The following is a 12,718-nucleotide window of genomic DNA, read 5'->3' as shown; positions in this document are numbered from 1 at the left end:
AGGGGCGGCACGACGGTAGGAAAAAGCGCGGCGCGCAGCGCCCTCCGAGAAAGGGTGGCGGTGGGCGACGGGCGGGCGCATGTCCCTCAACGGGAATCTTCACCGCCGACCGGACGTTGACCGGATGACGACGACAGCGACACCTGTCCTGTGGGCGACAAAGCCCGGGAGGCACGATTCATGAGTGAGCGAGCTCTCCGCGGTACGCGACTCGGGGCCACTAGCTACGAGACCGACCGTGGTATCGATCTGGCACCTCGCCAGACCGTTGAGTACGCATGCCGGAACGGACATCGCTTTGAGATGCCGTTCTCGGTTGAGGCCGAGATTCCGTCGGAGTGGGAGTGCCGTGCATGCGGCACCATCGCACTTCTGGTGGACGGAGAGGGCCCGGAGAAGAAGGAAACCAAGCCCGCGCGCACGCACTGGGACATGCTCATGGAGCGGCGCACGCTCGAGGAGCTCGAGGAGGTGCTGGCCGAGAGGCTGGCCGTCCTGAGGTCCGGAGCGATGAACATCGCGGTGCATCCGCGCGACAACCGCAAGAGCGCCTGACCAACAGGCATCGGGCCCGTGGTGACACACGGGCCCGCCCAACACTTCTGCCCCGTGGCGGAGCGCCGATCAGCGCTCTGTCCCGGGGTTTTTGCGGTCCGGGTCCACGACCTCGCCCTGGATGACCTCGCCGGGGATGACCTTGCCGTCGGGACGGTGGATCCGGATCTGCTCGTTGGCCACTCGCGCCTGCTGGAACAGATCACCGATCGAGCCGGAGTCGTAGCTCTTGCGGCGCCCGAGGGCGCGGTCCGCCGCCTTGCGCAGCAGCGCGCGGGTCGGCGGGAACAGGCACAGCAGCCCGGCCGCGTCGGAGACGAAGCCCGGGATCATCAGCAGCAGACCGCCGAGCATGCCCAGCGCCGCCCCGGTCGGCTCGCTCCCTGACGGAGCGATCCCCGGTGCGCCGGGGGTACCCGTAGCCCCGGGCTGCATGGAGACCGTCAGGCTGCGCCAGGCACTGCGCCCGGCCCGCTTCACCGCGAGCGCGCCGAGCACGAACCCGGCCACGAGCAGCAGCAGGACGCTGAGCCCGCTGGTGGCCGAGGCCACCACGGTCAGCAGCCAGATCTCCAGGACCGCCCAGGCCGCCACCACGAGCGGCGCGAAGGTACGGACGCGCGAGCGCCGGGGACGGACGGGGGGCGGGGTGCTGGTAGTCATACGGTCAATTGTGCCTGGGCCCGGATAAAGCCACGATCACCGGCGGACATCGCCGATCACGCCGACCGGATCGCACCTCGCCGGATCACCCCGACCCGACCACCGTCAGCGGGACGAGCGGCCGAAGACCCGGCTCGCCCGGGAGCCCACACCCCAGGCGGTGACCCGCCACAGCGCCTCGACCACGATGTTGCGGCTCATCTTGCTGTCGCCGCGCTCGCGCTCCACGAAGGTGATGGGGACCTCGACGACGTGGAAGCCGGCCTTGACCGTGCGCCAGGCCAGGTCGACCTGGAAGCAGTAGCCGGCCGAGGCCACCTCGTCCATGCCCAGACCCGTCAGGGTCTCCTTGCGGAAGGCCCGGTAGCCGCCGGTGACATCACGGATCGGCACGTCCAGCAGGATCCGCGAATACGTGCTGCCGCCGCGCGAGAGGAACTCGCGGGACTTGGGCCAGTTGACGACCCGGCCGCCGGGGATCCACCGGGAGCCGAGGACCAGGTCCGCGCCCTTGAGGGCGGTCAGCAGCCGGGGCAGCTCCTCGGGCTGGTGCGAGCCGTCGGCGTCCATCTCGACGAGGACGCCGTAGCCCTGGTCGATGCCCCAGCGGAAGCCCGCCAGGTAGGCGGCGCCGAGGCCTTCCTTGCCCTGCCGGTGCAGCACGTGGACGTGATCGTCACCCGAGGCCAGTTCGTCGGCGAGCTTGCCGGTGCCGTCGGGGCTGTTGTCGTCGGCGACCAGGATGTGCGCCCCGGGCACCGAGGACCGGACCCGGGCCACGATCGGCTTGATGTTCTCGGCTTCGTTGTAGGTCGGGATGATGACCAGAACCGTGCCGAGCGGACCGAAGTCCCTCCCCTGGACTCCGTCATGGGAAACCCCACCGCCCTCGTTCACTGCTGCCCCTTCGATTTTGTGGCTTCGCGCCTGCCGAGCGCGATGGCGACAGCGCAGGACAGAATCCCCACCATAGCGAGAGTCCACTCGGGAACCGTACCGACGCGGTCGGCCACGGTGAGCTCGTCGCGCAGCGGGATCCGGGCACTCAGGACATCCTGGGTGAATTCCTTCGTGCGCTGCTCAATGGTGCCGTCGGGGGCCACCACCGCGCTGATGCCGCTGGTCGCGGCGGTGACGATGGCGCGGCCGTGTTCGACGGCCCGCAGCCGCGACATGGCGAGCTGCTGCTCGGGCTGTCCGGTGCGGCCGTACGTCGCGTTGTTGGTCTGGACGATGATCGCGCGCGCCCCGGCCTTCACGGTGTCGTGCACGATCTCGTCGTAGGCGACCTCGAAGCAGATGACGTCGCCGAGCGTGGCGGGGCCGATCTTGAGCACCCCGGTGTTCCTGCCCGGGTAGAAGTCCCGCGGGATCTGGTCGAGCCGGTGGATGACCTTGGTGAGCTCGGTGCGGAACGGCACGTACTCGCCGAACGGCACCGGGTGCTGCTTGGTGTACGAGGCGCCGGGCCCGGAGACCGGGTCCCAGACGATGCCCTCGTTCTGCACATGCCGGGCGTCCGGGCCGTCGACCAGCGCGCCGACCAGGACCGGGACACCCACCGCCCGCACCGCGCCGGTGATCTTGTCGTACGCCTGCGGGTTGCTGAACGGGTCCAGGTCGGAGGAGTTCTCCGGCCAGATCACCAGATCCGGCTTGGGCGTGCGCTTCTCCTTGATGTCCTTCGCCAGCTTGAGGGTGGCCGCGACATGGTTGTCCAGGATCTGCATCGGCCGGCCGAGGAAGTGCATCCCGGGCTGCTGGACGTTGCCCTGCACGATGGCCACCTTGACGAAGTCGGTGGCGTTCGTGGGCACCGGTACCGCGTAGCCGGCGGCGAGCAGGGCGGCCGCGAGCGCGGCTGTCCCGGCGACGGGCAGCAGCGTCCGGGCGGTGCGCGCGGTCCCGGCGCCGCGCAGCCGCAGGGCGGCGAGCACGGCCGCGGCCAGCAGCGTGCCGGTCAGCGCGACGGCGAAGGTCACCAGCGGGGCACCGCCGAGAGCCGCCAGCGGCGTGAAGGGCGAGCCGGTGTTGGCGAACGCCAGGCGGCCCCAGGGGAAGCCGCCGAAGGGCAGCCGGTCCCGGGCCAGTTCCTCGGCCACCCACAGGCAGCCGCCCCACAGCGGCCAGCCCGGCAGCCGGGAGGTGATCGCCAGGCCGGCCCCGAGCACGGCGATGAAGAGCGCCTCCAGCACGGACAGCCCGAAGACCGCGTCGTAGCCGACGACCCGCAGCCACAGCAGCAGCCACAGGAAGAACGGCAGCGCGAAGGCGAAGCCGAGCCAGGCGCCCTGCCGGGCGGTCCTGCCCCGGGTGAGGGCGGACAGCCCGGCGACCGCGGCGATCGACAGCGGCCACACGTCGTAGGGCGGAAACGCGGCGGCGAGCGCCAGTCCGCAGAGCGCGGCGGCGGCGCTGCGCGGGGCGGCGCGGCGGGCGGCCAGCGCGGCACGGCGGCGCCGGCCGGGCCGCGCGGGCACGGGCTGGGCCACGTCCGGATCGGCGGCCGGGTCCACGACCGCGTCCTTGGCTGGATCCGCGGCCGGTTCTGCGGCTGGATCCACGGCCGGGGCGGTGTCGGGTCGCGGGCGCACGTCGCGGCCTTCCTGCAGGTGGTGAGCTGGTGCAGTGACGGTACAACGTGTTCGCGCCGGTGCGGGTCGCGGGTGTGCAAAGGCTCGGGCGCGGGAACGCGGGCGTGCGGGCACGGCGCGGGGGCACGGCAGGGGGCGTGGCAGTGCGGGAGCGCCCGCTACGGAACGGGCCCGGAACGCCCTTCGGGCCGACCTGGGACCCGCTGGCTGCGAGTCGGCGCCAAGGCCGTTGTCTACTGGGCGTCCGGGCCCTTCCCGGGTCACACCTGCCGTCCGGCGGCACTCGCCGTGAAGCGAGCCGCTTTCCGTGCCGCTGACGCTGGACCTGGCTGCCAGTGGCGGCGTGCACGTGCGGCGCGACACCCCATGGCCCAGCGGCGGTCGACGGATTCGCGGAGGGTCCCCGGTCCGACGTCCTGTGGTGGACTCGGCCGAACCTACTCGCCCTCGACCGTTGGCTGTCAACAGCCACTTGACCTGCGATGATCCTTCAAATCAGCAGGTCAGTGCGGGGCCCGGCGAGTCGGCGCGACAGGCCGAGGGCACACCGTTCGGCCGCATGTGGCCGCCATGGGTCACTCGTTCGGCCGTGCGTAGACCGTGCGACCGGACACGACGGTACGCAGCGCGACCGGAAGGGCACGGTCCGGCGCCACGTCCGGCAGGCCCGGGGTGCCCGAACGCGGGTCGGTGGACCAGTTGGCGACCCGCTCGTCCGGGGCCTGCACCACCAGTTCGCCACCGCGCCAGAGCACGTAGTCGGCGGGCGCGCCCGGCATCAGGACGCCGGTGTCGTCGCGGCCGACCGCGCGCCAGCCGCCCCGGGTGTGGGCGTTGAAGGCGGCGCGGGCCGAGATGCGGTGCCCGGGGGTGCGGTGGAACGCGGCGGCGCGCACGGCGCCCCACGGGTCGAGCGGGGTGACGGGGCTGTCGGATCCGAGGACGAGCGGCACGCCGGCCCGCACCATCGCCGCGTAGGAGTTGAGCGTCCGGGCCCGTTCGGCGCCGAGCCGCTCCGCGTACATGCCCTCCTCGCCGCCCCAGGCCGCGTCGAAGGCCGGCTGCACCGAGGCGATCAGCCCCAGTTCGGCGAAGCCGGTGATCGCGTCGGGCGTCATCATCTCGGCGTGCTCGACCCGGTGCCGCAGCGCCCGGATCCGGTCGGCGCCGACGCGTTCGGCGGCGGCCCGTACGCCGGCCACGACGGAGGAGACAGCGGCGTCCCCGATGGCGTGGAAGCCCGCCTGGACGCCGGCCTCGGTGCAGGTGGCGACGTGGGCGGCGATGGTGTCGGTGTCGATGAAGGAGACGCCGCCGTGCGGGGCGTCGGCGTAGGGCGCGTGCAGGCAGGCGGTACGGGAGCCGAGGGATCCGTCGACGAACAGGTCGCCGCCCGCGCCGACGGCGCCCAGGTCGCGGATCCGGTCGAGCCCCGAGGCGTCCTTCACGGCCTCCGCCCAGTACCCGAAGACCCGGGGACCGGATTCCGCCGCGGCGAGCGCCAGCAGGCCGGTGAGGTCGTCCTCGGAGGAGATGTCGGGGCCGGCGCACTCGTGCACCGCGCTGATGCCCAGCGAGGCGGCGTGCCGCAGTGCGGCGCGCTGCACCGCGAGCCGCTGGGCGGGGGTGACGGCGGCGTGCGCGGCGCGGCGTACGGCGTGGTGCGCGTCGCTGGTGAGCGGGCCTTCCGGGTGGTAGCCCGGCAGGTCGCGCACCCCGGGGACGAGGTCGAGCAGCGCGGTGGTGACGACGGCGGAGTGCACGTCGACCCGGGTCAGATAGAGCGGCCGGCCGCCGACCGCCTCGTCCAGCTCCTGGCGGGACGGGGTCCGCCGCTCGGGCCAGCGCGACTCGTCCCAGCCGTGGCCGAGCAGCACCCGGTCGCCGGGACGGTCGCGGGAGAACGCGGCGGTGCGGGCGAGCGCGTCGGCGAGGGAGCCGGCGGAGGTGAGGTCGAGGCCGGTGAGCGCCAGTCCGGTCGCGGTGGTGTGGACGTGCGCGTCGGTGAACGCGGGGGTGACGAGCGCGCCGTCGAGGTGGACCACTTCGTCGACGCCGTCCACGAAGGAGTCGGCGGCGCCCTCGGATCCCACCCAGGCGACGGTGCCGCCCTCCACGACCATGGCCGTGGCGAAGGGGTCGGCGGGGCTGTAGACGGTTCCGCCGCGCAGCAGCACGGTGGTGGAAGGGGTGCGCTCGTTCATGAGGGACAGTCTCTCCCCTGCCCGGAGCGCTCAGATGCGCGGGGGCCTGGCCTCGTACGGAGTGGACAGCACGACGGTGGTGCGGGTGGAGACCCCGGCCAGGGTGCGGATCCGGGCGAGCAGGTGCTCCAGCTCGCCGGGGGTCGCGACGCGGACCTTGAGGATGTAGTTCTCCTCCCCCGCGACGCTGTGGCAGGCCTCGATCTCCGGTACCTCGGCGAGGCGCTCCGCGATGTCGTCCGGCGCACTCGGGTCGAACGGCTTGATCGAGATGAACGCCGTCAGGGAGAGTCCGACCGCTTCGGCGTCGACGATCGCGGCGTAGCCGCGGATCACCCCGCGCTGCTCCAGCCGGCGCACCCGCTGGTGCACCGCCGAGGTGGACAGGCCCGTGGCCTTGCCCAGGTCGGTGTAGCTCATCCGCCCATCGGCGACGAGAAGTTCCACGATCTGTTGATCCAGCTCCTCCACGGCGGTCAACTTACTGCCCCGGAGGGCCTCCGGCACAGCGGGCAGGGGGCACGCCGGGGCGGGAGGGCGTTCTCCCGGCGCGCGCACGCCCCGAACGGCACCGGATGTGATGAAGGCCACACCGGATGCACCCCATGGTGGCGGCCGCCACGGTTATCGGGCGCGCCGGGCGGGAAGTGCTCGCTATGGCCGTGGCCGTCGTGCCCGGCGGGCCCGTCGAACGGGCGTTCATCCAAGGGGGATCCCACTATGCGCACCCATGTGCGGCCCAGCCGCAGCGAACGTACGCAGCCCGTACTCGAGGAGGACGACGAACGCGCCCAGGCGCTCGAAGCCGCCGCGCTGGACGCCGAGGAGGCGTTCGACGACGAGGTCTACGACATCCTGCGGGTGCACTGCCCGGACTGCGCGCGGCCGATCGCGCTGTTCGAGGGTGAGGAGGTGCTGCCGGAGCACGCGCTGTGCCCCACGCCGTGGAATCCGTTCGGCCTCACCGTCTGTGCCGGTTCCGGGCGCGCGTTGCGGGACGCGCAGCAGGTGGACTGCATGGAGTACACCGGCGAGGATCTCGCCACCCTGCTGACGCTGCCGGCCGGACTCGACTGGCGCACCCAGCCGTTCTCGCACGCGTACGGCCCCGAGTCCCGTCCGGTACGGGTGCCGCGCCAGCGCGCGGCCTGAACCCGGCGGCGACCGCCCGCGATGCCGGTGCCGCGTCCCCGGGGGCGCGGCACCGGCGCGGCGTCACGGCTCGCCCAGGGGACCAGGGCTCGTTCGCCTGACTACGGCTTGCTCTCCGGTCCGGCGAGGTGCCGGGCGATGACCATGCGCTGGATCTGGTTGGTGCCCTCGACGATCTGCAGCACCTTGGCCTCGCGCATGTAGCGCTCGACGGGGAAGTCCACCGTGTAGCCGTAGCCGCCCAGGAGTTGCACGGCGTCGGTGGTCACCTGCATCGCGGCGTCCGTGCAGAAGAGCTTGGCCATGGCCGCCTGCCGCGAGAAGTCCCGGCCGGCGTCGCGCAGCCGGGCCGCGGCGAGGTAGAGCGCCCGGCCGGCCTCGATCTTGGTGGCCATGTCGGCGAGCATGAAGCGCAGCCCCTGGAAGTCCACCAGCGGACGGCCGAACTGCTTGCGGGCCAGCGTGTAGGCCAGCGCCTCGTCGAGGGCGCCCTGGGCGACCCCGACGGCACAGGCCGCGATGCCGAGCCGGCCCGAGTCGAGCGCGGACAGCGCGATGGAGAAGCCCTGGCCCTCCTCGCCGACCCGCCGGCTGTCCGGGACGGTCACACCGTCGAAGTGGACCTGCGCGGTGGGCGAGCCCTTCATGCCCATCTTCCGCTCGGGCTGCGCGGCGGTCAGACCCGGTGAGTCCGCGGGGACCAGGAACGCGGTGATGCCGCGCGGGCCCTCGGCACCGCTGCGGGCCAGCACCGTGTAGAAGTCGGCGACACCGCCGTGGGTGATCCACGCCTTGGTGCCGTCGATGGTCCAGTCGCCGTCGTCGAGGACCGCGCGGGTGTTCAGGGACGCGGCGTCGGAGCCCGCTGCGGGCTCGGAGAGGCAGTACGCGCCGAGGAGCGCGCCGCCGAGCATGGCGGGCAGGTGCTCGGCACGCTGCTCCTTGGTGCCGAAGTGCGCCACCGCGTGGCAGGCGAGGGTGTGGACACTCACTCCGAGGCCGACGGTGAGCCGGGCGGCCGCCAGCTCCTCCAGGACCTGCAGGTAGACCTCGTAGGGCTGTCCCCCGCCGCCGTACTCCTCCGGATACGGGAGGCCGAGCAGCCCCGCCTCGCCGATGAGGGCGAACGTGTCCCGCGGGAAGTGCCCGGTGTCCTCCTCCTCGGCAGCCCGGGGCAGGATCTCCCGCTGGGCCAGCTCGCGGGTGAGGGCGAGCAGGTCTCGGGCCTCCTCGGTGGGCAAGTGGCGGTCTACCGGCTGCGGGCCGTTGTGAGGCATGGCGGCGCGCTCCTCCCTGTCAGGCGCGGCGGCGACCGCCCAGGGTGTGGCGGTGCCGTACGTCTTGCGATGCCCAGGTGCCGATCGTCTCCCGCCGGGTCTCGGCGCGGCTTGATCAGCGGCTGTGGCGCGATGGAGTATGCCCGATCGGGCGCCCCGCGTCACGGGGCGAGGCCCGGTACCGGTACAGATCAGGGGTCTTCCAGGGGCGGCGGCCCGGCAGCCGGCGCACCCGGTCGTACGCCGTGCCGCGGTGGACGGCGGGCGCGGCGGCGTATGCGCCCGTCATCCGTACGGCCTCTCCCCGGCGGCGGCGGGCGCCCGGGCCCGCGCACGATGGTCGGACCGCAGGTCCGGACGTACGCGAGGAGCGGCCATGACGGTCACGCCGCAGCCGCAGGTGGGCAGCGTGACGGGCATCGTCGGCGGGCTCGGCGGCTTCGTGCCGCCGCTGGTCATGGGTGCCATCTGCAGCGGCAAGGGTTCGTACTCGATCGGCTTCATGCTGCCGTCCGACCTGGCGCCGGCGGGCTGTGTGTACGCCGCCGGGCGGATGCGCGGCATCGGCGGCCTGGACTGAGGCGCGTCCCAGGAGCCGTCCCAGGATCCGTCTCAGGGGCCGTCCGTCCCAGGGGCCGCCCCAGGAGTCCCGCCGGACGGCTGTGAGGCCCCGTCAGGTGCCCGTCAGCCGCAGCATGGCCCACAGGGCCATCGTGGCGCCCACCAGCGTCAGAGGGACCGTCAGCAGGCCGAGGCGGGTGAAGACGCCCAGCTCCGGATCCTTGCCGTGGTCGCTGAGGATCCGGCGCCACAGCAGAGTGGCCAGCGAGCCGGCGTAGGTGAGGTTCGGGCCGAGGTTCACGCCGATCAGGACGGCGAGCACGGGGCCGGGGCCGGCCGTCGCGACGAGCGGCAGCAGGGCCAGCACCGCCGGCAGGTTGTTGATCAGGTTGGCCAGCACGGCGGCGAACGCCGCCACCGCCAGCAGCTGGGGCAGTCCCGCGCCGTCCGGCAGCACCCGGTCCGCGGCGTCGGCCAGGCCGTTGTCGACCACCGCCTTGACGACGATGCCCAGTGCCAGCACGAACAGGCAGAACAGCGGGTTCGCGGCGCTCGCCAGGCCGCGCACGGTCGTCCGTCCGCGGCGCAGCGCCCGCACCCCGAGCACCAGCGCGCCGGCCAGCGCCGCCCAGGCGGGGTTCACCCCGGCCAGCGACGTGACGGCGAAGCCCGCGAGGGTCAGGGCCACGACGACGAGGGTGAACACCGGGAGCGCGGGCCGTGGCACCGGTTCCGCGGCGCGCGCCGGGGCGGCCAGATCGGCGGCGAAGAAGCGGCGGAAGACCAGGTACTCCAGGCCGATCGCCACCAGCCACGGCAGCGCCATCACCGCCGCGAAGCGGGTGAAGGAGAGCCCGGCCGCGGCGAAGGCCAGCAGATTGGTCAGGTTGGAGACCGGCAGCAGCAGCGACGCCGAGTTCGCCAGATGGGCGCACGCGTAGACATGCGGCCGGGACCGGGTGCCGGCGCGGGCGGCGGTCACGATGACCACCGGGGTCAGCAGCACCACCGTCGCGTCCAGGCTGAGCACCGCGGTGATCAGCGAGGCCACCGCGAACACCCCGGCCAGCAGCCGGCCGGGCTCGCCCCGGCAGGCGCGGGCCATCGCGTCCCCGGCCGCGGTGAACAGCCCCGCGTCGGCGCAGAGTTCCGCGAGCACCAGCACGGCGGCGAGGAAGCCGACGACCGGCAGCAGTTCCCTGGTCTGTGACCAGGCGTCCTGCCACGGCACCGCGCCGGTCGCGGTCACCAGCACCGCGGCCGGCACCGCCGCGGCCGCCTCAGGCCAGCCGCGCGGGCGGGCCACCGCGAACCCGAGGACCAGCAACAGCAGGACGACGGACAGGATCTCGGCGACGGTGCTGCTCAGGGTCGGTCTCCAGGGAACTTACGGCGGTCACATGGCGAAGCCGCAGGCAGCGGGCGCGCACATGGCGTGGTCAGGAGCCAGCATGCACCACGCCGCCGACACGGCCCGGGACCGGTGAGTCCTCCGTGACGTTCTCGCGGCCGCCGTCAGGCGCTCATCGCGTCGGCCAGCGTCAGGGTGTGGAGATGGTCCGGCGGCCCCGGCCGGGCGTAGTACCAGCCCTGGGCGGTGTCGCAGCCGAGCAGTCCCAGATGCTCCGCCTGGGTGCGGGTCTCCACCCCTTCGACGGTCACGGTGAGGCCGAGCGTGTGCGCGAGGGAGACGATCCCCTCGACGATCTTGAGGTCGACGGGGTCGGCCGGGTGCTGCCGGATGCCCCGGGTGAAGGCCCGGTCGAGCTTGAGGTTGCTGATCGGCAGCCAGCGCAGCGACGACAGGTTGGAGTAGCCGGTGCCGAAGTCGTCGAGCGCTATGTCCACCCCCAGGTCGACCAGCCGGCGCAGCGGCTTGAGGGCGTCCTCGTCGGCGCCGATCAGGGCGCTCTCGGTGACTTCCAGGCACAGGGCGGTGGGATCCAGCCCGGTCTCCTCCAGCACGGCGGCGACCTCGTCGACGAGCCCCGGGTGGTAGAGCTGGCACGGGGACAGGTTGACGTTGACGCGGACCGGAAGGCCGTCGGCGCTCCGGCGCTGCCATTCGCGCGCCTGCCGGGCGGACTCCTGCAGCACCCAGCGGCCGAGCGGGACGATCTGCCCGGTGCTCTCCGCCAGCGGTATGAACTGGTCGGGCCCGAGCACGCCGTGCAGCGGGTGGCACCATCTGACCAGGGCCTCCGCGCCCTGGACGCTGCCGTCGGCCAGCCGGATGAGGGGCTGGTACTCGATGAAGAACTCGCCGCGTTCCAGGGCGGTCGGCAGCCGGTTCGTCAGGCCGTGCCGGGTGATCGCGCGGGCGTCGGAGTCCGGGTCGGCGACCTCGTAGCGGTTGCCGCCGGCGGCCTTGGCCCGGTACATCGTGATGTCGGCGCTGCGCAGCACGTCGGCCGCACCGCGGGTGCCGGTGGGGCCCTCGACGATGCCGATGCTGCCGTGGACCGGCAGTTCACGGCCGTCGAGGCGGACCGTGGTGGACAGGGCGGCCAGGATCCGGTCGGCCAAGTCGGTGACCTCGCCCTGGGTGGCGGGATCGACGATCAGGGCGGCGAACTCGTCGCCGCCGATGCGCGCGACCAGCTGGTCCGGGGCGGTCACACAGGCCTGCAGCCGCTCGGCGACCGCGACCAGCAGCCGGTCCCCGACCGCGTGGCCGAGGCTGTCGTTGACCGCCTTGAAGCCGTCGAGGTCGAGGTAGCACAGGCCGAGGCGTTCGGTGCCGGTCCCGGGCGACAGGGCCTGTTCCAGCCGTTCGAAGAACAGCGCCCGGTTCGGGAGTCCGGTGAGGGTGTCGTGGGTCGCCTCGTGGCGCAGCCGCTCGGTCAGCAGCCGGGCCTCGGTGATGTCCTCCATGAGCGCCAGCTGGTACTGCGGAACGCCGGAGGAGTCCCTGAGCAGCGACACGGACAGGTTGGTCCACAGCGCGGTGCCGTCGGGGCGGTAGTACGGCTTGGTGATGCGGTACTCGTCGCGCTCGCCGCGGACCAGTTCCCCGTACAGCCCCCAGACGTCGGCGCCGTCGTCCGGGTGCACGAAGTCGCTGACGTTCCGGTTGCGGACGTGGTGCTCGCCGCCGAACATCTGGGTCAGCGCGCCGTTGAGCTCCAGGATCCGGCCGTCGAGGCCGGCGATCCCGATGCCGACCGCGGCGCCCTCGAAGACCGCGCGGAAGCGGGCCTCGCTGGCCTGGAGCGCGGTCTCGGCCTCCGCGCGGGCGGCGATCGCCGCCCGGGAGATGGCCTCCTGCTCGTAGCGGGTGCGTTCGACCAGCGCGCGGGCGAACCCGGCCGCGATGGCGTGCTGCAGCCGGGCGCAGCGGGACCGGCTCTCGTCGGCCGGCAGTTCCTCCGGCGGGCAGTAGAGCACCAGGTACGCGTCGACCACCCGCAGGATGCTGGGCAGCACCTCGGGGTCGGTGCAGTGCGCGGCGACCAGCGCGGATCCGACCTCGAAGGCCGGGCGCGGGTCGAACGGGGTGGCCCGCAGCGCCTCGTCGAGGCCGCGGGCCAGCGGGAGCAGGTACTCCTCGAACTCGGCGCGCGTCATCGACGTCGCGGTCGCCGGGTAGATCGCACGGCTCCAGATGGTGGCGAACCGCCGCAGGCCGTCGGCCCGTGCGTCCAGCCCGGTGTCCCCGGTGGTGGCGTCCTGCCCGGTGCCTCCGGCCAGGTGCAGGCCGGAGGCACCGGTC

Annotated in this window: 11 protein-coding genes and 1 pseudogene; 3 read left to right on the top strand and 9 right to left on the bottom strand. The window is 73.2% G+C overall.

Features of this window, described 5'->3' with window-relative positions; translation table 11 throughout:
- The first annotated feature begins 180 nt into the window (after window positions 1-180).
- On the top strand, window positions 181-555 hold the full coding sequence (locus LNW73_RS28100) for an RNA polymerase-binding protein RbpA (RefSeq protein WP_138353051.1): 375 nt from the start codon (window positions 181-183) through the stop codon (window positions 553-555).
- A 69-nt stretch (window positions 556-624) separates the two neighbouring features.
- Here the strand turns inward: LNW73_RS28100 and fxsA are convergent, their stop codons facing one another.
- The 5 genes from fxsA to LNW73_RS28075 form a co-directional block, all read right to left on the bottom strand.
- Complete coding sequence (fxsA, locus tag LNW73_RS28095; protein WP_250991785.1) at window positions 625-1,218, bottom strand: FxsA family membrane protein; 594 nt, start codon at window positions 1,216-1,218, stop codon at window positions 625-627.
- A gap of 105 nt (window positions 1,219-1,323) precedes the next feature.
- Window positions 1,324-2,115 (bottom strand): polyprenol monophosphomannose synthase, encoded by a 792-nt coding sequence (locus LNW73_RS28090; RefSeq protein WP_250974919.1) that lies wholly within the window; start codon window positions 2,113-2,115, stop codon window positions 1,324-1,326.
- Window positions 2,112-3,812, bottom strand: a complete 1,701-nt coding sequence (gene lnt, locus LNW73_RS28085; RefSeq protein ID WP_374118204.1) for an apolipoprotein N-acyltransferase — start codon at window positions 3,810-3,812, stop codon at window positions 2,112-2,114. Before lnt ends, LNW73_RS28090 begins: the two co-directional genes overlap by 4 nt.
- Window positions 3,813-4,387: 575 nt before the next feature.
- A complete protein-coding gene (locus LNW73_RS28080) occupies window positions 4,388-6,016 on the bottom strand; it encodes an amidohydrolase (protein ID WP_250991784.1) in 1,629 nt (542 codons plus the stop codon).
- A 30-nt stretch (window positions 6,017-6,046) separates the two neighbouring features.
- Window positions 6,047-6,487 carry an Lrp/AsnC family transcriptional regulator gene (locus LNW73_RS28075; RefSeq protein WP_138353046.1) on the bottom strand — a complete coding sequence of 147 codons (441 nt, stop codon included), beginning with the start codon at window positions 6,485-6,487 and terminating at the stop codon, window positions 6,047-6,049.
- 249 nt (window positions 6,488-6,736) lie between these two features.
- On the opposite strand from LNW73_RS28075, the gene LNW73_RS28070 reads away from it, so the two are divergent.
- On the top strand, window positions 6,737-7,168 hold the full coding sequence (locus LNW73_RS28070; RefSeq protein ID WP_250974921.1) for a hypothetical protein: 432 nt from the start codon (window positions 6,737-6,739) through the stop codon (window positions 7,166-7,168).
- A 101-nt stretch (window positions 7,169-7,269) separates the two neighbouring features.
- Here LNW73_RS28070 and LNW73_RS28065 read toward each other — a convergent pair whose 3' ends face one another.
- Both LNW73_RS28065 and LNW73_RS28060 read right to left on the bottom strand, forming a co-directional pair.
- A complete protein-coding gene (locus LNW73_RS28065) occupies window positions 7,270-8,445 on the bottom strand; it encodes an acyl-CoA dehydrogenase family protein (RefSeq protein ID WP_250991783.1) in 1,176 nt (391 codons plus the stop codon).
- A gap of 115 nt (window positions 8,446-8,560) precedes the next feature.
- Complete coding sequence (locus tag LNW73_RS28060; RefSeq protein WP_250991782.1) at window positions 8,561-8,734, bottom strand: hypothetical protein; 174 nt, start codon at window positions 8,732-8,734, stop codon at window positions 8,561-8,563.
- Window positions 8,735-8,824: 90 nt separating this feature from the next.
- Between LNW73_RS28060 and LNW73_RS28055 the strand changes: the two are divergent.
- Window positions 8,825-9,025: pseudogene (locus tag LNW73_RS28055) on the top strand (MFS transporter); the annotation flags it as partial.
- Between the two features lie 93 nt (window positions 9,026-9,118).
- Here LNW73_RS28055 and LNW73_RS28050 read toward each other — a convergent pair.
- Together LNW73_RS28050 and LNW73_RS28045 are read right to left on the bottom strand one after the other, a co-directional pair.
- Window positions 9,119-10,375 carry an SLC13 family permease gene (locus LNW73_RS28050; RefSeq protein ID WP_250993059.1) on the bottom strand — a complete coding sequence of 419 codons (1,257 nt, stop codon included), beginning with the start codon at window positions 10,373-10,375 and terminating at the stop codon, window positions 9,119-9,121.
- 146 nt (window positions 10,376-10,521) lie between these two features.
- A complete protein-coding gene (locus LNW73_RS28045; RefSeq protein WP_250980072.1) occupies window positions 10,522-12,651 on the bottom strand; it encodes a putative bifunctional diguanylate cyclase/phosphodiesterase in 2,130 nt (709 codons plus the stop codon).
- Window positions 12,652-12,718 lie beyond the last annotated feature (67 nt).

Source organism: Streptomyces sp. RKAG337 (assembly GCF_023701715.1).
In the GTDB taxonomy this organism is placed as follows: domain Bacteria; phylum Actinomycetota; class Actinomycetes; order Streptomycetales; family Streptomycetaceae; genus Actinacidiphila.
This window is presented reverse-complemented; position numbering and strand designations above follow the sequence as displayed.